This window comes from Williamsia soli, from assembly GCF_017377795.1.
GTDB classification, from domain to species: domain Bacteria; phylum Actinomycetota; class Actinomycetes; order Mycobacteriales; family Mycobacteriaceae; genus Williamsia; species Williamsia soli.
In genome coordinates this window covers 584062-605737 of the sequence record NZ_JAFRDR010000001.1, presented here as the reverse complement: position 1 = coordinate 605737, position 21676 = coordinate 584062, and the positions used below count along the sequence as shown (strand labels likewise).

Genomic DNA, 21676 nt, shown 5'->3' with positions numbered 1-21676 from the left:
CCATGAGCGCACTTGCCGTCGAACGGCTCACCGACACCGTCGGGGCGAAACTGCTGGACATCGATGCCGACCGGTTGCGGAACGACGCCGACCTCGCGGACGCGGTGGCAGAGGCACTCGAAACCCATTCGGTGCTGCTGTTTCCCGAACTCGATGCCGACGATGAGACCCTCGTCGAGTTCTGCAGGAAACTGGGCACACTGATCAATTTCTCCCATCTACCACCGGCGACCGCCGAGGTGATGGAGATCAGTTTCGACCCTAGCAATCCGAATGCGGAATACTTTGCCAGCAACTGCTTCTGGCACATCGACGGACTGCTCGACGAGATCGCCCCGAAGACGTCGATGCTCACCGCCCGGGTTACGTCTGCGGAGGGTGGTGAGACCGAGTTCGCGAGCACCTACGCGGCCTACGATGCACTGAGCGACGACGAAAAGGTACGGTTCGCCGATCTTCGGGTGGTGCATACCTTCGAGGCCATCCAGCGGCTCACCTACCCCGATCCGTCACCGGAGCAGGTGACCGAGTGGGCCTCTCGCTCGGTTCGCGAACATCCCCTGGTATGGGAACACGATTCGGGTCGGCGTTCACTGGTGTTGGGAGCCACCGCTTCTCACATCGTCGGGATGGATATCGACGAAGGTCGCGCCCTGTTGCGGCAGCTGCAAGAACGGATCACGGCACCGGAGCTCGTGTGCCGGCACAGCTGGACCGAAGGCGACACGGTGCTGTGGGACAACACCGGCCTGGTCCACCGCGTGCGTGACTTCGATCGTAGTAAACCGCGCACCATGCACCGGTCCACCGTTGCGGGTCAGGAAAAGATCAAATGAGTGGTCATACGGCAATAGTCACCGGTGGCGCATCCGGGATCGGGGAAGCCATCAGTCGGCGACTCGCGGCAGACGGCGACCTCGTTGCGATTTTCGACATCAACGGCGCGGCCGCCGAATCGGCCGCCGCCTCCATCGAAGACGCCGGCGGCAAGGCGATCGGTCTGTCAGTCGATGTCACCGACCGCAGCCGCATCGATACCGCTGTCGGCGAGGTCAAAGCGCGCCTGGGGCGACCCACGGTGTTGGTGAACAGTGCAGGCGGAACCCTCGCCGGCCCCTTCCTCGACATCACCGGGGAGACCTGGGATCGCGTGCTGGCGTTGAACCTCTCGAGCACATTTCACTGTTGCCAGGCCGTCATCCCCGAGATGCTCGAGGAGGGCTGGGGTCGCATCGTGAACATCTCGTCGTCGAGTGTGCACAGCGGCTCCGCCGGGCTCGCCGGCTACGTGACGGCGAAGTCCGGTGTGGTGGGACTGACCAAGGTATTGGCGCTCGAATTCGGCAGGCGTGGGATCACAGTCAACACCGTTCCTCCCGGATTCATCGACACCCCGATGCTCCGCGCCACCGTCGACTCGGGAATGGTCGATGTCGATGCCCAGGTCGCCAAGACACCGGTCGGCCGGATCGGACAGCCCGAAGACGTTGCAGCGACGTGCGCGTTCCTCATCAGCGAGGAGGCCGGTTACATCACCGGTCAGATCATCGGCGTCAACGGCGGACGGAACACGTGACCGCTCGGATATCGCCTGCGCTGCGGGCGGATTGGTCGCCGCAGATGACCACGTTCGTCGACGGGTTCCGATCGGCGGTCGCGAGCGCCGGCCCGGAAGAGGGTCGGCAGGCGGGCGACAACCTGCTCGGCACCCTCGCTCGCTACCCGGGTCTGTCGATGGCGTTCCTCACCTTCAACAAGCATCTGCTCTCGGAGTCGGCGCTCTCGGTGCGTCAGCGTGAGTTGCTGGTCCTGCGGGTCGCTCGAATCAAACGATCCGACTACGAGTGGGCCCAGCATGTGGTCCTCGCCGATCGTGCCGGAGTGAGCGCCGACGAGATCGCCGCGGTCGCCGTCGGTCCCGCAGCACCAGGGTGGTCCGCAATCGACCGCGCATTGCTGCAGTCGGTGGACGATCTGCTCCACGACGGCGCCATCGGCGACCAGGCCTGGGCCGTCCTTGCCGGTGAGTTCGATGAGCAGAAGCTGATGGACGTCGTGTTCACCGTCGGCTGCTACTCGATGCTCGCCATGGCACTACGCAGCTTCGGCGTGCAACCCGAGGAAGCGCTCGTGCCCTTCCTCCCCGCCCCACAACGTCGTTAGCCGACCGCCGACCGTCGTTGTGGCACGGTCGGCGGTCAGGTGTTGGTCCATTCGGGAGTGCGCTTTTCAGCGAACGCCCGTGGGCCTTCTTGCGCGTCGTTGCTGGTGTAACAGCGCTCCGATGCCGCGCGGGCAGCGTGCAACGCGGCTGACCGGCCCATCTCTGTCGCCAACATGACGGTCTCGCGTGCTGCTTTCACCGACAGCGGTGCGCCGACGAGGATCTCCTTCGCCAGGCCGATTGCCCTGTCCAGCAGAGTTTCCGGCTCAGCAAGTCGATTGACCAGACCGATCTCGTAGGCCCGCTCCGCGGTGATCGGCTTACCGGTCAGCAGGATCTCCATCATTATCCGTTGCGGGATCATGTGTATCAGCGGCGAGGCCCAGGGCGAGCTGCGGCCCACCTTGACCTCGGTGACCGCGAACTTCGCACCGGTACTCGCGACGCAGAGATCACAGGCCTGAGCGATCATCCAGCCTCCCGCGAAGGCTGCGCCGTTGACCGCCGCGATGGTGGGCTTGGAGAGTTCGACGGTGTCGTAGGGCAGTGGGAACATGTCCCGGGGCGGAACCTGCATGCCGGTCCGGACCATCTCTTTGAGATCGCCGCCCGCACAGAATGTGTCGCCGGCGCCGGTCAGGATCCCGACGCGCAGCGACGAGTCGGCCTCGAATCTGTACCAGGCGTCACGCAAACCGTCGCGCACGTCCGAGGACAAGCAGTTCCGCGTCTCGGGACGGTTCAGGGTGATGACGGCTATGCCGTCGTCGCGAGCATCGAACAGCACGGCATCACCCATCTAGAAGCCCCTCTGCTGAATCGTGTGCGCATCGCGGGCCAGATCTTCCTGGAAGTCCGGATGCGCGATGGCGATCAGCCGTCTGGTGCGCTCACCGAGCGACTGTCCACGTAGTTCCGCTGCGCCGAATTCGGTGACGATGATGTCGACATCGCTTCGCGGAGTGGTGACCGGACCCGACAACGCGGTCGTGATCCGGCTGACCGTGCCGCCTTTGGCGGTGGCAGGCAGCGCGATGATGGCGTGCCCGCCGGGGGAACGGGATCCTGCCCGGACGAAATCCAGTTGGCCGCCGGTCCCACCCAGATAAGACGAGCCACTTTGCTCCGCATTGACCTGGCCGGTGAGGTCGACCTCCAGAGCGGAGTTGATGGTCACCAGCTTGTCGAGCTGGGCCATGACGGCCGCGTTATGGGTGTAATCCGTGGTGCACATCCGGATCTCCGGATTCTGGTGAGCGTACTCATAGAGCCGGCGGGTGCCGATCAGCGCCCCCGTGATCGTCACGCCGCGATCGATACGCTTGCGCGCGTTGGTGACCGCGCCGGCTTCGATCAGGTCGACGAGACCGTCTCCCAGCATTCCCGAGTGAACACCGAGGTCGGTGCGGTCACGCAGCAACCGCAGCATGGCCTCGGGGACCGCTCCGATCCCCATCTGGATGACCGAACCGTCACCGATGTAGGTGGCGGCGTGCTCGGCCATGGCGAGGTCGGTGTCACCGATCGATGCCGATCTCACCTCCACCGGCGGCCGAGAGACGTGCACCGCGTAGTCGATCTTGCTGCGGTGCAGCAGTTCACCGCGAGTGAACGGAACCTGGTCGTTGATCTCGGCCACGACCACCCTGGCCCTGGCGACCGCGGCCTGGACGTAGTCGCTGATCAGTCCCAGACTATGGTTGCCGTCGGCATCAGCGGGGCTGACCTGTATCAGTGCGACGTCGCAGCCGAGTGCACCCGCGGCGATCATCGGTCCGACCTGGCTGACATGGCACGGGATGATCTGCAGTTCATGAGCTTTGGTCATGGAGCGTAGCGCTCCCATCGCACCCATGCTCGACAACTTGAAGCTCCTCGCCGAGTTCGGGGTGAACAGTCCGGAGAAACTGGTGGCGATGAATGCCGACAACCCGCCGACGCCGCCGCCCTGTTCGATCAATGCCTCGATCAGGGTGGTGGGCTCGCCGCACGCCTGCCCGACGACGATGCGGTCGCCGGGTGACAAGAACTGGGCCAGATCAAGTCCGGCAACGTCCGCCACCACTGTCATGCCCGGCCACCGGCGCTGAGCAACGCCTTCGCCCGGGCTAGATGCGGCCGATCGAGCATCGCGCCGCGATGGCCGATGGCCCCGACCCCCGGATTGGCCGCAAACAGATCGACGATCTCCTGTGCGGCATCGAGTTCGTCGATCGACGGGGTGAACGCCTCGTTGATGATGTCTACCTGGGCGGGGTGGATGGCCAACATTCCCCGGTACCCGTCGCGGCGGACCTTCTCGGCCCGCGCGCGTAGTCCGTCGAGATCCTTGAAGTCTCCTGCGATGGTCTCGACGGCGATCACCCCGGCGGTCGCGGCCCCCAGCAAGCACATGCTCCGCGCGAGTTCGTACGTGAATCCGTAACCGCCATCGTCGTTTCGGTTCTCACTGGCGCCCACCGCGTCGGCCAGGTCTTCCGCACCCCAGGTCAAGGCGACCACCCGCGGCGCACCGCGATAGGTGCCCGTGGTGAACATGGCCTCGGCGGTCTCTGTCACCAGCACGATCACCTTGGTCACGCCCGGCTCGATGCCGGCCGCCACCTCCAATGCCAACAGATAGTGGTCGAGCAGTTCGACGTCCTGGCGACCGCGCGACTTCGGCAACATGATGCCGCCCGGTTTCGCCGGGATGATCGCAGCGAGATCAGCCAGCGTGTGCGGTCCGTCGAGCGGGTTCACCCGCACCCACAGCCGTGTTCGGTCCCCCTCCGACCGCCCGCGGAGAAAATCTGCGATGAGAGTACGAGCCGCGGGTTTCTCGTCCTCGGTCACGGCGTCTTCGAGATCGAAGATGACGACGTCCGCGGGACCTGCGGTTGCCTTCTCCATCTTCTTGACGCTGTCGCCCGGCGCGAACAGCCACGATCGCGCAGTGAACAGGCTGTGGCTCATGTGCTTCTCCAGCTCTCGTCCAACTCGTCGCGGACATCATCGTTGTGGGCGCCCAAGCGCGGCGCCGGTCCCGCCACACGTCCCGGCGTTCGGGAGAACCACGTCGGCGGTCCGGGGAATCTCACCGGGCCGTTGGGCGAATCGACCTCCTCGAAGAATCCGACCGCCTCGAGGTGCGGATTGTCGAAGAGTTCGTCCAGTGTGCGCACTGGCGCGGCCGGAATGTCCCGCGAGCGAAACAGATCGAGCCATTCCTGCGTCGTCCGTTCGGCAAACGTCTCGGCCAGCAGCCCGTAGACCATGTCGATCTGACGCGCCCGTTGCTCCAGAGTGGCGTAGTGCTCACCCGCCCACGCTGGGTTCACCGCGTCGATGAACTCCGCCCACTGTTTGTCGTTGTAGACCAAGGCCGAGATGTGGCCGTCTTTGGTGCGGTACGGCTTTCGATTCGGTGCCACAGCGCGCGGATATCCGGCAGGCGCGAGCGGCGGGTCGAACATCGCGCCTCCCGCATGCTCGACCAACATGAAGGCGGCCATGGTCTCGAACATCGCGACCTCGACCTCCTGCCCTTCCCCGGTGCGTTCTCGGTGGTAGAGGGCCATGGTGGTGGCGTACAGCGCCGTCATCCCGGCGACCTTGTCGGCGATGATGGTGCCCACGTATCCGGTCTCGCCGGTCAATTGCTGCTGCACATACGGCAGTCCGCACTCGGCCTGGATGGTGTCGTCGTAGGCGGTGAGCCCGGAATCCGGTCCGCCTCGGCCGTAGCCGTAACAGTTCGTGTAGATGATCGACGGATTGATGGCGGCGACGTCGTCGTACGCAAATCCCAGTGCCGCGACCGCCGTCGCGCGCATGGAGTGGATGAAAACATCGCTCTGCGCGATGAGTTCGCGAAGCACGGACGCACCTTCTTCGGTCCGCAGGTCCAGCACCACACTGCGTTTGCCGCGGTTGACGTTGGCGAACACGCCGCTCATGCCCGGTTCGGGCCCGACGGAGATGTACCGGGTGTTGTCACCGGCCGGCGGTTCGACCTTGATGACCTCGGCCCCCATGTCGGCCATGATCTGGGTGCAGTACGGACCCATCACCATGGCCGTGAGGTCCACGACGCGCAACCCCGCGAGTGGGCCCGTGTGCTTCATAATTTCACGCTATCAGGTCAATGTTTACAAGGATAGTGGTATTAGTAACGGGTGACCACAATGCGGACGATCGACAAAATCCTCGACACCGCCCTCGCAGAGCGCCCGGACGCCCCGGCCATCGAGGCCGTATCCGGGATCTGGTCTTATGCAGAGCTCGATGATCAGGCCCGACGCGCTGCGGGCGCCCTGTGGTCGCTCGGTGTCCGGCCCGGCGATCGGGTGGCGGCCTGCCTGCCCAACGATCTCGGCATCGTTGCGGCTTTTCACGGCACCCAGCGGATCGGGGCGATCTGGGCCGGGATCGGCGAAGCGCTGGCCGCCGGCGAACAGGAGCAGGTACGTGAGCTGTGCGATCCGAAAGTGGTTCTCGCAGGGCCCAAGTGTCAGATCGACTCCGCGAGCGCGGTGGATCCTGAACGCTGGGCAGACCTCCTGGCCCGCGACGAGTCGGCGCCACTTGTCGACATCGACATCGACGCACCGGCCGGAATCGCTTTCACCAGTGGGACATCGGGGACGCCAAAGGCGGTCGTGCATAGTCAGCGCAACCTGCTGCTCCCGGGTGCGGTGCTCGGCGCCACCCGCGGCTGGGGTCCGGACCTGCGCAAGGGCGACAGCTTTCCGCTGACCATCCTCAACCTCATGGTCCTGTCCACGCTGCTCACCGCACAGGTCGGCGGCTGCAGCGTGATCATGAATCGACGCGATGTCGACGGCGTCGCCGAGTGGATCTCGACCCGCAAGGTCACCGTGTGGAACGGGGCGCCCGCGCAGCTCTACGACCTCGCCCGGCGCAGCAACGTCGACTTGTCGTCCCTGCGTGAGGTGTGGAGCGGCGGCGCCGACACCTCCGATGCGCTGCGCGACGAGTTCGCGCGAGCGCACGGCCTGGTCCCGAGGTCGACCTATGGACTCACCGAGGCCCCGACCGTCGTGTCGATCGATCCGCCGGGACAGGACTGGCGGGCAGGCAGCAGCGGCCGCGTCCAGCCGCAGTACGACGTCGCGGCCTACGACGACGACGGCAAGCGGCTGCCGGCCGGCGAACTGGGCGAACTGGGGCTGACCGGAGCCACCGGCGGACCATGGGCCGACGCATGGCGACCTCTGCTCGGCTACTGGGAGAACGGCACTGTCCGGCAAGGGGACTCAGGCCCGTTCGCCACCGGCGACGTCGGGACAGTCGACCCCGACGGGTGGCTCACCGTCCTGGACCGCAAGAAGCTCGTCATCATCCGAGGCGGTGCCAACGTCTACCCACTCGAGGTCGAACGGGTCCTCGCCGCACACCCCGATGTGACCCGCGCGGCGGTGTATCCCGTCGCCGACGACCGGCTGGGTCAACGGGTTGCGGTGGCACTCGAGAGCCCCGTTCCGCTCGACATGGCGGCCCTCGAAGACCTGTGTCGTCGCGAGTTGTCTCCCTACAAAGTCCCAGAGATCTGGTCACAGGTGCCGGAACTGCCCGTCAACGCGATGGGCAAGGTACAGCGACCCGGTCTCGCCGAATACGTTGATGCCCAGCGTAACCGGTCCTCGCCAGGCGAAGCTGAGCGGAGCCCGACCATGACACTGCGGGGCACCAGATGACCGGTACGCACATGTTCGACCTCGAAGGCCGGGTCGCCGTGGTCACCGGCGCCTCGTCGGGTCTCGGAGTGGCGATTGCGGAAGCACTGGCGTCGGTGGGCGCGCGGGTCGCAGTGGTCGCTCGCCGCGCCGACACACTCGCCGCTGTCGCCGAGCGTATCGACGGAGTGGCCATCGCCCGTGATCTGTCCGATCTCGAACAGGTCGGTTCGGTGATACCCGCGGTCGTCGACGCCCTCGGCCCCCCAGAGATCCTCATCAACACCGCAGGCAGCATGTTCACGGAGGAGAGGGCCGAGACCGAATCGCTCGGCGCCATCACGCAGACCGTGGGTCTCAACCTGATCGCGCCATTTCTGCTCGCACAAGGCGCATTTCCACACATGGTGGACGCCGGGCGCGGGTCGATAGTGAACATCTCGTCCATCAGCGGTCGGGTCGGAATCCCTGGCATCCCCCAGGCGTCGTACGCGGCGAGCAAGGCCGGCCTGTCGGGGCTCACCGCCGAGCTCGCGGTCCAGTGGGCGCGGCACTCGATCCGAGTGAACACCGTGGCACCCGGATTCTTTCGGAGCGAGATCACCGGCCCCCTCTACGAGAGCAGCAAGGCTGCCGAATACCTCCGGCGCAACACACCCCTACCCAAAGAGGGTTCGGCACAAGACATCGTGGGCGCCGTGCTGTGGCTGGCGGGCGATGCCGGGAGCTACACCACCGGCCAGACCATCGTCGTAGATGGCGGGTGGACCGCACGCTAGCAAGTATTGCAATCCTTGTGAGGATTGAAGTAATGTCAGCCCCATTGCGTGATCGGCGTTTCGGGCCCAGAAAGGAATGACTCTCACGATGTTCTCTGCTGTTGTCATCGAGAAAGGCGAAGCGGGCCAATCGGTTGCGCTCGCAAGCCTCGACGAGGCCGATTTACCCGAGGGCGAGGTCGACATCACCGTCGACTACTCCTCGCTCAACTACAAGGACGCACTTGCCATCACGGGGACCTCCCCCGTGGTCCGGAAGTTTCCGATGGTTCCCGGCATCGACCTCGCCGGCACCATCACCCGCAGCGCCCACGCCGGCTGGTCCGAAGGTGATCGCGTGGTCCTCAACGGCTGGGGTGTCGGCGAAAGCCATTGGGGTGGTTTTGCTCAACAGTCGCGACTCAAGGGCGACTGGCTCGTTCCCCTGCCCCCGGAATTCACCACCCGCCAGGCCATGGCGATCGGCACCGCCGGATACACCGCCGGCCTTTGCGTCGACGCCCTCCTGAACTTCGGAATCCAACCCGACCAGGGTGAGATCCTGGTGACCGGCGCAACCGGCGGGGTCGGCAGCGTCGCCATCGCATTGCTGACGAAGGCCGGCTTCACGGTCGCTGCGTCCACCGGAAAAACCTCGGAGTCAGACTATCTCGAGCAGCTCGGTGCGAGTTCTGTGGTCGATCGCGCCGAACTCGCAGAGAAGGGCAAGGCGATGCAGAAGGAGCGCTGGGCAGGCGTCGTCGATTCTGTCGGCAGTCATACCCTGGCCAACGCCTGCGCCCAGACGAAGTACGGCGGCGCGGTCGCGGCCTGCGGTCTCGCCCAGGGAATGGACTTCCCCGCAACCGTCGCCCCCTTCATCCTGCGTGGGGTCACCCTGCTCGGCATCGACAGCGTGATGGCTCCGCTCGACAAGCGCCAGAAAGCATGGGAGCGGCTCGCCCGAGACCTCGACCCGAGTGCGATCGAGGCCATCGCCGAGGAGATCCCGCTGGCAGAGTCCATCGATGCCGCCACCAGGCTCATCGAAGGCACGGTGCGCGGTCGCATCGTCATCGACGTCAACAGATAAGCGGGAGAACACATGACGACACATGCAACCGAACCGGACACCGTCGAACTCGACCTCTCCGATGTCGATCATCGAGTGGGCAAACCGATCGGCGGCGGGCAACTATGGGATCCGTGCAGCACCTCCGACATCCGGCGCTGGGCGATGGCCATGGACAACCCGAACCCCATGCACTGGGACGAGAGGTTCGCCCGAGAGTCCAAGTTCGGCGGCCTCATCGCCCCGCAGTCCATCGCAGTGGCCCTGGATTACGGACACGGCGCGGCACCGGCGTGTGTGGGACACATCCCGAACAGTCACTTGATCTTCGGCGGCGAGGAGTGGTGGTTCTACGGCACCCCTGTCCGCCCGGGCGACAAACTGTTCCAGGAGCGCCGCTTTCACGACTACAAGGTCGCGGACACCAAGTTCGCCGGACCCACGATGTTCTCGCGCGGCGACACGACGCACAAGAATCAGCACGGAGCCCTCGTCGCCCGAGAGCGCTCGACCGCCATCCGGTACCTCTCCGCAGAGGCGAACAAGCGCGGCATGTACGACGACCAGATCGGCGCCACCAAGCGGTGGACCGCCGATGAACTCGCCGAGGTCGACAAGCTACGTCACGCGTGGCTGCTGTCGAACCGGCTAGGGATCTCGCCGCGTTTCGGCGACGTGAAGATCGGCGACACCCTGCATCGCCGCGTCATCGGACCCCACACCATCGCAAGCTTCACCACCGAGTACCGCGCGTTCCTGTTCAACATCTGGGGCACGTTCGAATGGGTCGCCCCCGAAGGCGTCGACGACCCCTGGGTCTACCAGGATCCCGGCTGGAGTGAGGGTTTCGGTTTCGACGAGGAAGGCGCCATGATCGACCCCCGCCTGCGCGACGGTCTGTATGTCGGGCCGTCACGCGGGCACATCGACGCCGACAAGGCCGGTGAGGTGGGCATGGCCCGGGCCTACGGTTACGGCGCGACCATGGGCGCCTGGTGCACCGACTACCTCGCGAACTGGGCGGGCCACGAGGGCATGGTCCGGCACACCAAGGCCGACTTCCGCGGCCCCGCATTCGAAGGCGACGTCACGTATTTCGACGCCGAGGTCGTCGACAAGCAGGCCGACTCCGAGTGGGGCGTACCGCTCGTCCAGATCAAGCTGAAACTCACCAGTCAGGACGGCACCACTCTGGTGACATGCACCGCCGAGGTCGAACTGCCCGTCTAACCACCACCCATCGTGCGGCACCCGAGAGGTCGAGTCATGAGCACCCCCACCGTTGATTCATCACTGCGACCGCTGTCGATCGTCTCGGGTCCACCGCTCGACGAAGAGTCCGGGCTCGGGACATTGACGATGCCCGGCTTTCTCCGTGAGGTGACGGCGCTCTACGGCGAGCGCGAAGCCCTGGTCTTCCATACCGAGGACGGTGTCGTCCGCTGGACGTACGCCGAACTGTGGGAGCGGGCGGTCGAGGTCGCGCAGGCACTCCGGGCGGCCGGAATCGGTAAGGACGGCCGGGTGGGCGTGCTGATGACCAATCGCCCCGAATGGATCTCGGCAGTATTCGGGACGTCACTGGCCGGAGGGGTCGCGGTCACCCTGAGCACCTTTTCCACACCGGTCGAACTCGATCACCTCATCGGGGTATCCGAGATCTCGGTGCTGCTGTTCGACCGCCAGATCCTGAAAACCGACGTGGCCACCGTCCTGACCGAGCTCGAACCACAGCTCGCGTCGGTCTCCCCCGGCGGGCTACGCTCCCGCAACTATCCGTTCCTGCGCCACCTAGCGATGGTCGGCGATGGGGAGAACGGGCCGAGCGCAATCGAGACCTGGGAAACGTTCCTTGCCCGCGGCGACGCCGAACCGCGGGAGCTGATCGAGGCAACTGCGGCGACGACCAAGCCCAGCGACACCGCCGTGCTCTTCTTCTCCTCCGGATCCACCAGCAGACCGAAGGGCATTCTCAGCGCACATCGCGGAGTTGCCATCCAGCTGTGGCGGTTCCGGCAGCTCTACCATTTCGGACCCGATGACAACATCCGCTGCTGGAGCGCCAACGGGTTCTTCTGGTCGGGCAACTTCGCGATGGCGCTGGGCAATACACTCTCCAGCGGCGGTTCCCTGGTGTTACAGAAGACCTTCGACCCGGTCGAGGCACTCGACCTCATCGAAACCGAGAAGGTCAACTTCCCGTTCGCCTGGCCGCATCAGTGGGCCCAGTTCGAATCCACTCCCAACTGGGGCAATGCAGACCTGAGCAGTCTGCGGTTCGTGGACCACCGCACCCCGGTGGCCCGCCACCCGTCCGTCACCGCGAACTGGATCGAACCCGGATACGCGTACGGGAACACCGAGACCTTCACCATCTCATCGATTTTCCCCGCCAACACCACCGAGGAAGAAGCCGGCGGCAGCAGTGGCACACCCCTTCCCGGCGTCACATTCAAGATTGTCGACACGTTGACCGGCGACACCCTCCCCTTGGGCGAGCGCGGTGAGATCTGCGTCAAAGGCCCCACCCTGATGCTCGGCTACCTCGGCACCCCGCTGAGCGAGACCGTCGACGACGAGGGATTCTTCCCCACCGGCGACGGTGGATACCTCGACGATGCGGGCCGGCTCTTCTGGGAAGGCCGCCTCACCGACATCATCAAGACCGGAGGCGCCAACGTCTCACCACTTGAGGTCGACGAGGTCCTCGTCTCCCATCCGGGCGTCAAAGTGACTCGCACGGTCGGCCTTCCACACGAAACCCTGGGCGAGATCGTGGTCGCCTGCATCGTGCCTCACGCCGATGCGAATCTCGACGCCGACGGCATCCGCGCCTTCGTCAAACAGAAGCTCGCCAGCTACAAGGTCCCGCGCGAGGTGGTCTTCTTCGACGAAGAAGAGATCACCCTGACCGGCAGCGCGAAGATCAGGACCAGCGACATCAAGGCCCTGGCCGCCACCAGATTGGCCTGACTCGCTCAGTACCTCGTTGCGATCGTCTTACGATGTACTGCAGGCGAACCGAAGAGTGAGCGGTTGAGGGTGGCCCGCTTGAGGTGGACGTGAATGCCACTTTCCCACGTGTAGCCCATGCCACCGTGGAGTTGCATCGCTTTGCCCGCAACGTCGACGGCCATGGCAGTGGTGAACGACTTCGCCATGGCGGCCGCGGCACCGGCCTCGGCGTCGGGATCGGCGAGTGCCGCCACAGCCGCCGCGACAAGTGTCCGGGCGATCGTGATCTGGACGAGCATGTCGGCGCAGGCGTGCTTGACCGCCTGGAACGATCCGATCTTGCGCCCGAATTGCTCGCGCACCCCGACATAGGCGACCGTGGCGTCCAGCATCGCTTCGCTCAGTCCGAGACTGTCCAGAGCGACAACGACGGCGGCCCGGTGGTACAGGCGCGCCAACGAGTGCTCGGAGTCCGGATTGAATCCCATGATCGAATCGGGCGGTACCAGTACGTCGTCGACGGCCACGCTGCCGAGAGATCGGGTCTCGTCGACCACCGGTTGCTCTTCGACGCGCAGGCCGGGCGAATGCGCACCCACATCGACGATGACGGCAGCTCCGTCTCGGCCGACCGCGGGAATGAGCAGCCGATCAGCCAGGGGAGCGTCGAGCACGAAGTCTGTGGCTCCACTCAGTTTCAGACCGCGGGTTGATTCGGTCAGCCGAAAGCTGTTCGAGAACAGGCCTTCACCGGCCATCGCCAGCACCGGGGCCCGGTCCCCGGATGCGGTGGCAGCGAGTAGGTCGTCGCGGCGGGCGGTCGGTTCGAGCAGTCCGAGTGCGCCGCCGGCGATCCCGGTGACGGCGGGATAGGGTCCGCGCGCCGCCGCCCGTCCGATCTCTCGCAGGATCACCGCGACCTCGGCGAACGTCGCGCCGGCGCCCCCGAGCGACTCGGGTACCTCGAGTCCGGTCCAGCCGGATCGGATGATCAGGCTCCAATCGACGTCAACCTCCCGCGGCGCGGAGCCGAGCAGTTCACGGGCGACCGCGGCGAGCTCATCGTGGAGTTCGGCGAATTCGAACTGTGCCGTTGTCATTTCGCCGCCTGGGGTTCGCGGGGAAGGCCGAGGCCTCGCTCCCCGATGATGGTGCGTTGGATCTCGCTGGTCCCGCCGGGGATCGTCCATTCCCAGGATCCGATGAAGTCGAGCACCCAGCTTCCCGACTCCCATCCGCTCGACATCGGCTTGCGCAGCGCGGTTTGACCGCCGAGGCCTGCCACGTCCGCGCCGAAGTCGGTCATGCGCTGGAGGAGTTCGCTGTAATACAGCTTCACGATCGAGGCATCGGCCGGGCCCGGATTGTCGTCGGCGACGAACGCTGCACACAGCGCACGCAGTCCGGTGAGCTCGGTCTCCAGGCAGGCAAGTCGATCTGCGACCACCGCGTCGTCGAGCGGCCGTGTTCCGTCAGCCCCGGCTCGTCCACAGAGGTCGACCAGCCAGGGAAACCCCGCGTGGCCCAGACGTTCCGCCAGCTCGAGCATGGTCATCCCGCGTTCGGCGCCGAGCGTTTCCTGCGCGACCCGCCACCCTTCGTTCTCCGGTCCCACCAGGTTCTCGGCCGGGATCACCACATCGCTGAGGAAGATCTCGCAGAAGTGGGATTCGCCGGTGGCCTGCCGGATCGGCCGGACCTCCACGCCGGGGGTACGCATGTCCAACAGGAAGTACGAGATGCCGCGGCGCTTGGGGGCGTCCGGGTCTGTGCGGGCGAGCAGCAGACACCAGTCGGCATGTGCTGCCCCACTGGCCCACAGCTTTTGACCATTCACCACGTAGGAGTCACCGACCTTGCGGGCCGTGGTGGAGAGCGCTGCCATGTCGGAGCCGGCACCGGGCTCGGAGAACCCCTGGCACCAGATCTCGCCGTCGCAGATCGCCGGCAGATGGCGGCGGCGCTGCTCGTCGGTGCCGGCAGCGAACAGGGTGGACGCCGCGTGGTGGATCGACACGAACGGCAGGACCAGGCGGGGTGCGTCGTGGGCTGCCAATTCCTGGTACAGCACAACTTGATCGGCGACCGACATACCCCCGCCCCACTCCGCGGGCCAATGCGGTACGGCGTAACCGGCCGCGTGGAGTTCGGCGAACCACGCCTTCTGAAACGCCACAAACGTCTCATCACTGACGCCGGTCTGCTCGCTCCGCCAGGTGGTGGGTACGTGCGCCGCGCACCAGTCGCGGACCTCGGTACGGAAGTCCTGGCGGTCCGGCGCCGTCATCGACGGGCCGCCGTGCCACCCAGCGCCAGCAGCTTGTCCCGGTGCTCGTCCGATTGCATGGTGGCGACCTCTGCGGCGAACCCGGCTTGCAGGGGGCCCGACAACGCTTGCGAGAGATGCATGTTGACAATGCGTTTGGTGCTCCGCAGCGCCTCGGACGGTTGCGCGGCGAACCGTCCGGCCAGGGCGTGGGCGGTCGGCAACAGCTCGTCAGGGGCGGTGGTGCGGGTGGCAAGCCCGATCTCGACGGCCACCGCCGCCGGAATCTTGTCACCGGTGTACAGGTATTCGCGCGACCTGAGAATGGGTGTCAGCAGCGGCCAGAAGGCCGCTCCGCCGTCACCGGCGACGAGTCCCACGGCCACATGCGGATCGGCGAAATGCGCCTTCTCCGACATCAACACCACGTCGCACAGCACCGCCATACTGCAGCCCAATCCGACCGCCGGACCGTTGACCGCAGCGATCACCGGCAACGGGAACCGCAACATCTCGTCGATGATCTCCGCGCCCTCACGTACGCTCTCGTCCCGCGCGACGGGGTCGTCGAGGAACGAGGTGATCCAGTTCAGGTCACCACCTGCGCTGAAGGCCCGGCCGGCACCGGTGAGAACGACCACGGCTGCATCCCGGTCGGCGGCGAGTTGGCGCCAGACGTTGGCGAGCGCCCAGTGCAGGTCCTTGTTGACGGCGTTGAGGTCGCCGGGTCGGTTGATCACCACGGTACGAATGGGCCCGTCGGACTCGACGATCAGCTCGGGTGGCAAGTCGTACGTCACGGGGCCACCACCTCGTCGGTGAACAATCCGGTCAGCCCGCGTCGCCCCAAGCGCGCGGTCAGCGCCGCATTGGTCGCCGACAAACCGAACGGCAACCGGCGCAACGGAAGGCTGTACCGGGAAAGCCACGACAGGGTGGTCTCGTCGCAAAATCCTGTCGCTCCGTGCAATTGGTGGGCGACGCGGAAGACCACGTCCGCGGCCTCGATCGCCGCCAACCGTAGCGCGAGCGCGTCGTCGACGGCTTCGTCGTGTCCCGCCTCGACACTCCACAACGCATACTTCGCGAGCACTTCGACGCCGCTGCGTTCGACCTCGGCATCGGTGAGCTGGAACTGCACGCCCTGCAGCTGCGCGAGGGGACGGCCGAACTGTTCCCGCAGCAGGACGTGGGTGCGGGTGAGGGCCAGTGCACGGTCGAGCATTCCGAGCAGCGTCCAACACGGCAGCACCAGCCCGAGGGCGACGTCGGCGGCGCCACCGGCGTCGAGTGACTCGAGTTCCAGGGGTGCGACGAACGCGGTTGTGCGCGGCGACTCGCTCGTCGAGCGCACTGTCGCCACAGCGCGCTGACCGGCAAGGGTGACTGCCGCCCACCGCAGATCCAGATCGGACACGGCTGCCGCCGGGTTGCTATCTGCAATCACCAGGAGACCGTCGACGTCGAGATCGGTAGGCCGGGAAAGACGTTCGGCGACCGGATAGGGCACGGCCCAGTGACCGGCACTGCGACATAGTGCCGCTGCAGCTTCCAGCTCGTCGCTGTTCTTGCGGGGCTCCAGATCCCAGGCGCCGAGCCCTTCGAAGACCGGGGCGACCAGTCTGTCGCGTCCGCAGGGGTCGCGTTCGGCGGATTCGACCAGTGCGTCGCCGCCCGCGGACTCGAATGCCCGCAGCGCCGCCGCGCCGTACTCGGATGCCTCTGCACTCAACTCGATGTTCATGACGCCGCCGGCAGGAGGGTTCGCGCCAACAAGATCCGTTGCATCTCGATGCTGCCCGAGGCCACGGTGGCGGCCTGGGAGTAGCTCCAGTGATCTCGGACGTCACGTCGAAAGCGTTCGGTGTCGTCGTCTGATGAGGTTGCATGCGCAGCGATCTCGGTGAGAACCTCGGCACTGTCCTGGTCGAGGGTGGTCACAGCTATGCGGTAGACGGCGGCGTCGGCGGGCTGCACCCGACCCTCGCTCTGCATCGCCACCACCCGGTAGGCGAGCAACCGGGCGCGTCGGCAATGGACCAGCATCCGGCTCCAACGTCCGTGTAACTCGGCAGGCACGTTCTCCCACTCGTCGCCGAGGACGGTCGGGGCTTGTTGCAGGAGACGTTCACACCGGGCGTACCGGGCGATGCCCACGCGCTCGAAGGCGAGCACCTCCTGGACCACCTTCCACCCCTCGCCGACGGTGCCCAGGACATGCGCCTGCGTGACCTCGAGGTCGTTGAAGAACACCTCATTGAGATGGTGAGGTCCCAACATCGCGCGGATGGGGCGCACCTCGATCGCGGGGTCCGACATCGGAACCAGGAACACGGTGAGGCCCTGTTGTTTACGTTCGCCCGTGGATGTCCGAGCCAGCAAGAAGCACCACTGCGCCATCGTCGCGTAGGAGGTCCAGATCTTCTGACCCGAGATGCGCCATCCGTCACCGCTGCGCCGAGCCGCCGTGCGAAGAGAGGCGAGGTCGGAGCCCGACCCCGGTTCGGAGAAGCCCTGACACCAGATGACGTCGCCCCGCGAGATGGGCGGCAAGTGTTCGCGCTGCTGTTCGGGGGTTCCGTGCCGCATGATGGTCGGCCCCACCCAGTTCACCCCCATGTACTGGGCGCCCCGCGGCTCGTGATGCGCCCACATCTCTTCGCGAACCACGGTCTGCTCCCACACCGACGCGTCGCGTCCGCCGAACCGCTCGGGCCAGGCCAGACACAGCAACCCGCGCTCAGCCAGGAATCGGCAGAACTCCTGCGCGGTCTCGAGATCGGCCGGGTCATCGGTAAACGCGCCGCGGAAGTCTGCGGGGACCTGCTCCCATAGCAACCCCCGCAATTCCTCGCGCAGTCGGGTCGCCGCCTCCCCCATCGTGAAGTCCATGCAAACCACATTACTTCAATCATTGATAGGATTGGAATACTTGAATGGTCGGGCGTTGCCGATTAGATTAGACTCCTCGAAATGAACGAAATGCGGTCCAGGTGACGACGATCAGGAACGGTCGGGTTCCCCAGCGCCGGATCGCCGAAACGGTTGCCGCGGAGATCCGCGACGCCATCCTCGACGTCGAAGACTATCGCTTGCCCACCCAGGAACAGCTGGTCAAGGACTTCGGTGTCAGCTATCCCTCGATCCGTGAGGCCTTGCGGATCCTGGAGACCGAAGGTCTGGTCACGGTCCGACGGGGGAACGTCGGCGGCGCGGACGTACACCGGCCGGACGAGACCTCGGCGGCATATCACCTGGGATTGTCCCTACAAGCCGCCCGCGTGACGCTCCGAGATCTGGCCGCGGGGCTCCAAATGCTGGAACCGACGTGCGCGGCCGAGTGCGCCCGGCGCGAAGACCGCGCCGACGTCGTCGTACCGGCGTTGACAGCCGCCATCGATGCCTCGGTCGGTTTCGTCGGCAACGGCGTCGAGTTCACCCACAGTGCCCGCGATTTCCACGACCTCGTCGTCTCGTTCACCCCGAACGCGACCATCCGGTACGCGGTTGGCAGCTATGTCGCCCTCTGGTCGGCGCAGGAAGAGGCGTGGGCCGAAGCCCGCACCCGGCACGGCGAATATCCGTCCGAGATCGAGGCCGAGGAAGCCGTCCGCGCGCATCGCAGACTGGTCGACGAGATCTCAGCGGGTCGGGCAGAAGAAGCGGAGCGGCTCGCGCGCGCCCACCTGGCCGCGACCCAGGCGCTGGTTCTCGACCGCTACGGCGATCGGGTGGTCAACGCCTCTGCCGCCATGTCCCGGCAGGCCATCCAGTCGATCCGGCGCTCGCGGATCTAGGGCTGCGCCTACTCGGCCGCTGTTCTACCGCCGACCATTCCTACGAGAAGGCGGCAGCCGACCTCGGTCTTCCAGCTGTGGCCGGCGCCGTTGACGACCACGACGTCACCGACGTCCAGTCCGATGGTCTCGGAGTCGACCGCGAAATCGACAGTTCCGTCGACGACAACGCTGATGTCGACGGAGTCGGTGTGATGGAACGGAATGTCTCGGCCCGGCCAGAACTCGATGAGTCGCCACGTCACCGTGCCCGGCTCCGGGGCGAGGTCGAGCAGGATGCCCGAGGCCGGTCGCGTCAGGTCGGGCACGGACGAGTGTTCGTAGACGCCGACAGATCCTGACTCCACGATCGGGCCGTCGTGGACCGTGACGGACTCCAGGAACGACGACCCGTCGTCGGCGATACCGGTGACCACGTGTTTCATCCGCCGACGGCCGTGACTTCGGCCGAGACCGTGTCCAGTCGCTCGAGCTCGGTGGCGGAAAGCGTCAGATCCACCGATGCCAGCAGCGCGCCGAGCTGATCCGGGATACGCGCACTGACGATCGGGGCGACAATGGTCGGCTGTTGTCGGGTCCAGGCGATGGCCACCGTGGCGATGGCAACCTCATGCGCCTCGGCGATGTCGGCGAGGACGTCGACCACCGCGAGTCCTTCGGTGCTGAAGTATCGGTCGACGATCTTGCTGCGGGCGGCGGCGTCGACGTCCTCCTGGGTGCGGTACTTACCGGTCAGGAAACCACTCGCCAGCGCCCAGTACGGCATCACTCCGAGGCTGTGTTTCTCGGCGAGCGGACGCAATTGCGCCTCGAACGGCTCACGGGCGACCAAGCTGTAGTGGGGCTGCAGCGCAACAGGCTTCGCGAAGCCGTTGGCCTCGGCGATTGCCATCCATTCTGCAATCCGTTCCGGCGAGTAGTTCGAGATGCCGAGGTAACGCACCTTCCCGGCCTTGACCAGGGCGTCGAACGCACCGAGCGTCTCACCGAGGGGGACGTCCGGATCGTCGTAGTGCGCGTAGTACAGGTCGATGCGGTCGGTCTGCAGCCGTCGCAGGGAGGCCTCTGCTGCGCGGGCGATGTTGTCCGGCGCCAGGCCGAGAAACTCGGGATGCCTGCTGACCTTGGTGGCGAGTACGACGTCCTCGCGTCTACCCGCCTTGCTGAACCATTGCCCGAGGATGGTTTCGGACTCCCCGCCCGTATTGCCCGGAATCGACGCCATGTAGCTGTCGGAGGTGTCGATGAAATTGCCGCCGGCCGCGACGAAGTCGTCGAGCACCGCGAACGAGGTGTCGGCGTCGCTGGTCCAGCCGAACGTATTGCCGCCGAGGTTGAGTGGATAGACGTCCAGGGTCGAGTCGCCGATTCGAGTCATGGCCCCCACACTATTGATTCCTCCGTCGTCCTGCCGCCGCGCACAATGGACCAGGACTTCCAGTCAGGACAAGGAGCCGCCATGACGTCCTCACCACACTCCACGCGTACCGGCATCACGCACGCCGACAAGGTGATGGATTCGCTGTCGTCGCGTCCCGATGAGGACGTGATCAGCGACGAGAACAGGAGTTTCACCGCTTCCGAGTTCTTCGATCTGACGACGCGCCTCACCCACGTCCTTGCGGCGCACGGGCTCGGCCGCGGCGACACCGTTGCCGTCCTCGCCCCCATTGCGATCGAAGCGATCGCAATTCGGTATGCCGCCACCCGGTTGGGGTGTGTCACGGTTCTGTGCCCGGACGCCGGGACACCGCAGCGACTCTCGGTTTTCCTGTCCCGGATCGGCGCGGACGCCGCGATCGTCTTCCCGGACACCGCAGCCGCGTTCCCTTCCGGGTCCGTTTCGGTGGTGCTGGGGGTCGGACCGATCGAGGGTGTACCCGACCTACTGACCGCTGTGGGCTCGGCACCCACGACACCGCTGCGCGTCGATCTCGGCCCCGACGAGCCGTGCGTCCTGGTCGCGACAGGCGGCACCACGGGCGTGTCGAAGGCCAGCGTTCGTAGTGTTGCCGCGTACGACCGGCTCGTCGATCTCGGACCGACCCCCGGCCGTAGGCAATTGATCTGCACTCCGCTCCCGTACATCGCTCAGACCCTTGTCGACACTGTTCTGATCGGCGGCGGCCAACTCATCCTCCGCAGAACGTTCGAACCGGTCTCGATCGCCACCACCATCGCCGACCAGCGCGTCACCCATGTCGCGCTCGTCGAACCGCTCCTCGTCGAACTGCTCGACGGCATCGAGATGACGGAGTTCGACCTGTCGTCCCTTCTCGCGATAAGCCATATCGGCGCCGACGCCTCGCCCGCACTGCGTCGGAGGCTGCTGACCCGCGCCGGACGCCCCCTTCTCGTGCACCCCTACGGTGCAAGCGAATTCGGAGTGGTCAGCGCTCTTGCCGGCCCCGACTACAGCCTGGAGCATCCTGAACTCCTGAGCTCGGCTGGTAGACCGATCCCTACTGTGCAGGTTCGGATCACTGACTCCGCCGGAAACATCCTGTCCGCAGGCGAGACCGGACTGATCAACATCCGCACCCGTGCGATGGCGCAGGGATATTCCGTCGCGCCGGAGTCCTCGGGATTCCACGACGACGGCTCGTTCACCACCGGCGACGCCGGGTTCCTCGATACCGATGGATACCTGCACATCCGCGGTCGTGCCGCTGACGAACGATTCATCGACGGGCACTCGATGTTTCCGCTCGACGTGCAGCAGGATCTCTGCTCGAATCCCGAAGTCGCCTACGCGGTGGCGGTCCCCGATCCCAAGGGTGGTTTCGGTGCGGCAGTGGTGCTCACCGCCGACGCGACCCGCTCAGGAGACGAGCTCGCCAAGCGGCATCCTTGGTCGATCGTGATCGTCGACCACATCCCGACCACCGAACAGGGCAAGCCGCATCGGCAACAGGTCACCGACCTCATCTGGCCGTCGACTCCTTGACGGCTCATGGGATATCGACGGTCACAAGGGCACGGTCAA

Annotated in this window: 21 protein-coding genes; 10 read left to right on the top strand and 11 right to left on the bottom strand. The window is 65.8% G+C overall.

Annotated features, from left to right (window positions below; genetic code table 11):
* Positions 1-2 precede the first annotated feature (2 nt).
* Genes J3S28_RS02645 through J3S28_RS02635 form a run of 3 tightly spaced genes read left to right on the top strand, consistent with a single transcriptional unit; the run spans position 3 to position 2163 of the window.
* Complete coding sequence (locus J3S28_RS02645) at positions 3-836, top strand: TauD/TfdA dioxygenase family protein (protein ID WP_207837248.1); 834 nt, start codon at positions 3-5, stop codon at positions 834-836.
* Positions 833-1576, top strand: coding sequence for an SDR family NAD(P)-dependent oxidoreductase (locus J3S28_RS02640; RefSeq protein WP_207837247.1), 744 nt, complete (start codon positions 833-835; stop codon positions 1574-1576). The genes J3S28_RS02645 and J3S28_RS02640 overlap by 4 nt, the downstream gene beginning before the upstream one ends.
* Positions 1573-2163 (top strand): carboxymuconolactone decarboxylase family protein, encoded by a 591-nt coding sequence (locus J3S28_RS02635; protein WP_307796776.1) that lies wholly within the window; start codon positions 1573-1575, stop codon positions 2161-2163. The genes J3S28_RS02640 and J3S28_RS02635 overlap by 4 nt, the downstream gene beginning before the upstream one ends.
* A gap of 35 nt (positions 2164-2198) precedes the next feature.
* Here J3S28_RS02635 and J3S28_RS02630 read toward each other — a convergent pair whose 3' ends face one another.
* Genes J3S28_RS02630 through J3S28_RS02615 form a run of 4 tightly spaced genes read right to left on the bottom strand, consistent with a single transcriptional unit; the run spans position 2199 to position 6270 of the window.
* Positions 2199-2963, bottom strand: a complete 765-nt coding sequence (locus J3S28_RS02630) for an enoyl-CoA hydratase/isomerase family protein (RefSeq protein WP_207837245.1) — start codon at positions 2961-2963, stop codon at positions 2199-2201.
* Positions 2964-4235, bottom strand: coding sequence for an acetyl-CoA hydrolase/transferase family protein (locus tag J3S28_RS02625; protein WP_207837242.1), 1272 nt, complete (start codon positions 4233-4235; stop codon positions 2964-2966). It lies immediately after the preceding gene.
* Positions 4232-5119: an HpcH/HpaI aldolase/citrate lyase family protein gene (locus J3S28_RS02620; protein ID WP_207837239.1), complete on the bottom strand. Its 888-nt coding sequence runs from the start codon at positions 5117-5119 to the stop codon at positions 4232-4234. The genes J3S28_RS02625 and J3S28_RS02620 overlap by 4 nt, the downstream gene beginning before the upstream one ends.
* Complete coding sequence (locus J3S28_RS02615; RefSeq protein WP_207837236.1) at positions 5116-6270, bottom strand: CaiB/BaiF CoA transferase family protein; 1155 nt, start codon at positions 6268-6270, stop codon at positions 5116-5118. Before J3S28_RS02615 ends, J3S28_RS02620 begins: the two co-directional genes overlap by 4 nt.
* A 60-nt stretch (positions 6271-6330) precedes the next feature.
* Here J3S28_RS02615 and J3S28_RS02610 point away from each other — a divergent pair, with 60 nt between their 5' ends.
* The 5 genes from J3S28_RS02610 to J3S28_RS02590 all read left to right on the top strand — a co-directional run bounded on the left by J3S28_RS02610 (position 6331) and on the right by J3S28_RS02590 (position 12645).
* A complete protein-coding gene (locus tag J3S28_RS02610; RefSeq protein ID WP_207837233.1) occupies positions 6331-7863 on the top strand; it encodes a class I adenylate-forming enzyme family protein in 1533 nt (510 codons plus the stop codon).
* Positions 7860-8621 (top strand): SDR family NAD(P)-dependent oxidoreductase, encoded by a 762-nt coding sequence (locus J3S28_RS02605; protein WP_207837230.1) that lies wholly within the window; start codon positions 7860-7862, stop codon positions 8619-8621. The genes J3S28_RS02610 and J3S28_RS02605 overlap by 4 nt, the downstream gene beginning before the upstream one ends.
* Before the next feature lie 88 nt (positions 8622-8709).
* On the top strand, positions 8710-9693 hold the full coding sequence (gene acuI / locus J3S28_RS02600; RefSeq protein ID WP_237340928.1) for an acrylyl-CoA reductase (NADPH): 984 nt from the start codon (positions 8710-8712) through the stop codon (positions 9691-9693).
* 12 nt (positions 9694-9705) lie between these two features.
* Entirely contained in the window at positions 9706-10902 is a 1197-nt protein-coding gene (locus J3S28_RS02595; RefSeq protein WP_207837223.1) for an FAS1-like dehydratase domain-containing protein, read from the top strand.
* Between the two features lie 36 nt (positions 10903-10938).
* Complete coding sequence (locus J3S28_RS02590) at positions 10939-12645, top strand: class I adenylate-forming enzyme family protein (RefSeq protein WP_207837220.1); 1707 nt, start codon at positions 10939-10941, stop codon at positions 12643-12645.
* 5 nt (positions 12646-12650) lie between these two features.
* Here J3S28_RS02590 and J3S28_RS02585 read toward each other — a convergent pair whose 3' ends face one another.
* The 5 genes from J3S28_RS02585 to J3S28_RS02565 are packed head-to-tail and all read right to left on the bottom strand — an operon-like array spanning position 12651 to position 17785.
* The gene (locus J3S28_RS02585) at positions 12651-13727 is read right to left on the bottom strand and encodes an acyl-CoA dehydrogenase family protein (protein WP_207837217.1); all 1077 of its coding nucleotides are present in this window, start codon (positions 13725-13727) and stop codon (positions 12651-12653) included.
* Positions 13724-14914 carry an acyl-CoA dehydrogenase family protein gene (locus J3S28_RS02580; protein WP_207837213.1) on the bottom strand — a complete coding sequence of 397 codons (1191 nt, stop codon included), beginning with the start codon at positions 14912-14914 and terminating at the stop codon, positions 13724-13726. Before J3S28_RS02580 ends, J3S28_RS02585 begins: the two co-directional genes overlap by 4 nt.
* On the bottom strand, positions 14911-15693 hold the full coding sequence (locus tag J3S28_RS02575; protein ID WP_207837207.1) for an enoyl-CoA hydratase/isomerase family protein: 783 nt from the start codon (positions 15691-15693) through the stop codon (positions 14911-14913). Before J3S28_RS02575 ends, J3S28_RS02580 begins: the two co-directional genes overlap by 4 nt.
* On the bottom strand, positions 15690-16637 hold the full coding sequence (locus J3S28_RS02570) for an acyl-CoA dehydrogenase family protein (RefSeq protein ID WP_207837204.1): 948 nt from the start codon (positions 16635-16637) through the stop codon (positions 15690-15692). Before J3S28_RS02570 ends, J3S28_RS02575 begins: the two co-directional genes overlap by 4 nt.
* A complete protein-coding gene (locus J3S28_RS02565; RefSeq protein WP_207837202.1) occupies positions 16634-17785 on the bottom strand; it encodes an acyl-CoA dehydrogenase family protein in 1152 nt (383 codons plus the stop codon). The genes J3S28_RS02570 and J3S28_RS02565 overlap by 4 nt, the downstream gene beginning before the upstream one ends.
* Positions 17786-17886: 101 nt before the next feature.
* On the opposite strand from J3S28_RS02565, the gene J3S28_RS28685 reads away from it, so the two are divergent.
* Positions 17887-18690: a FadR/GntR family transcriptional regulator gene (locus J3S28_RS28685; RefSeq protein WP_207837198.1), complete on the top strand. Its 804-nt coding sequence runs from the start codon at positions 17887-17889 to the stop codon at positions 18688-18690.
* Between the two features lie 8 nt (positions 18691-18698).
* Here J3S28_RS28685 and J3S28_RS02555 read toward each other — a convergent pair whose 3' ends face one another.
* Entirely contained in the window at positions 18699-19115 is a 417-nt protein-coding gene (locus J3S28_RS02555) for a cupin domain-containing protein (RefSeq protein WP_207837197.1), read from the bottom strand.
* On the bottom strand, positions 19112-20068 hold the full coding sequence (locus J3S28_RS02550) for an aldo/keto reductase (RefSeq protein WP_207837195.1): 957 nt from the start codon (positions 20066-20068) through the stop codon (positions 19112-19114). Before J3S28_RS02550 ends, J3S28_RS02555 begins: the two co-directional genes overlap by 4 nt.
* Positions 20069-20149: 81 nt before the next feature.
* Here J3S28_RS02550 and J3S28_RS02545 point away from each other — a divergent pair, with 81 nt between their 5' ends.
* Entirely contained in the window at positions 20150-21637 is a 1488-nt protein-coding gene (locus J3S28_RS02545) for a class I adenylate-forming enzyme family protein (protein WP_207837193.1), read from the top strand.
* Positions 21638-21676 lie beyond the last annotated feature (39 nt).

What these genes read in the sequence shown, in the direction of transcription:
- J3S28_RS02570 (WP_207837204.1), bottom strand. Translation starts at nt 16,637, where the DNA reads ATGAACATCGAGTTGAGTGCAGAGGCATCCGAGTACGGCGCGGCGGCG.
- J3S28_RS02645 (WP_207837248.1), top strand. Translation starts at nt 3, where the DNA reads ATGAGCGCACTTGCCGTCGAACGGCTCACCGACACCGTCGGGGCGAAA.
- J3S28_RS02565 (WP_207837202.1), bottom strand. Translation starts at nt 17,785, where the DNA reads ATGGACTTCACGATGGGGGAGGCGGCGACCCGACTGCGCGAGGAATTG.
- J3S28_RS02615 (WP_207837236.1), bottom strand. Translation starts at nt 6,270, where the DNA reads ATGAAGCACACGGGCCCACTCGCGGGGTTGCGCGTCGTGGACCTCACG.
- J3S28_RS02630 (WP_207837245.1), bottom strand. Translation starts at nt 2,963, where the DNA reads ATGGGTGATGCCGTGCTGTTCGATGCTCGCGACGACGGCATAGCCGTC.
- J3S28_RS02595 (WP_207837223.1), top strand. Translation starts at nt 9,706, where the DNA reads ATGACGACACATGCAACCGAACCGGACACCGTCGAACTCGACCTCTCC.
- J3S28_RS02610 (WP_207837233.1), top strand. Translation starts at nt 6,331, where the DNA reads ATGCGGACGATCGACAAAATCCTCGACACCGCCCTCGCAGAGCGCCCG.
- J3S28_RS02585 (WP_207837217.1), bottom strand. Translation starts at nt 13,727, where the DNA reads ATGACAACGGCACAGTTCGAATTCGCCGAACTCCACGATGAGCTCGCC.
- J3S28_RS02625 (WP_207837242.1), bottom strand. Translation starts at nt 4,235, where the DNA reads ATGACAGTGGTGGCGGACGTTGCCGGACTTGATCTGGCCCAGTTCTTG.
- J3S28_RS02550 (WP_207837195.1), bottom strand. Translation starts at nt 20,068, where the DNA reads ATGACTCGAATCGGCGACTCGACCCTGGACGTCTATCCACTCAACCTC.
- J3S28_RS02640 (WP_207837247.1), top strand. Translation starts at nt 833, where the DNA reads ATGAGTGGTCATACGGCAATAGTCACCGGTGGCGCATCCGGGATCGGG.
- acuI (WP_237340928.1), top strand. Translation starts at nt 8,710, where the DNA reads ATGTTCTCTGCTGTTGTCATCGAGAAAGGCGAAGCGGGCCAATCGGTT.
- J3S28_RS02555 (WP_207837197.1), bottom strand. Translation starts at nt 19,115, where the DNA reads ATGAAACACGTGGTCACCGGTATCGCCGACGACGGGTCGTCGTTCCTG.
- J3S28_RS02545 (WP_207837193.1), top strand. Translation starts at nt 20,150, where the DNA reads ATGACGTCCTCACCACACTCCACGCGTACCGGCATCACGCACGCCGAC.
- J3S28_RS02580 (WP_207837213.1), bottom strand. Translation starts at nt 14,914, where the DNA reads ATGACGGCGCCGGACCGCCAGGACTTCCGTACCGAGGTCCGCGACTGG.
- J3S28_RS02620 (WP_207837239.1), bottom strand. Translation starts at nt 5,119, where the DNA reads ATGAGCCACAGCCTGTTCACTGCGCGATCGTGGCTGTTCGCGCCGGGC.
- J3S28_RS02605 (WP_207837230.1), top strand. Translation starts at nt 7,860, where the DNA reads ATGACCGGTACGCACATGTTCGACCTCGAAGGCCGGGTCGCCGTGGTC.
- J3S28_RS02590 (WP_207837220.1), top strand. Translation starts at nt 10,939, where the DNA reads ATGAGCACCCCCACCGTTGATTCATCACTGCGACCGCTGTCGATCGTC.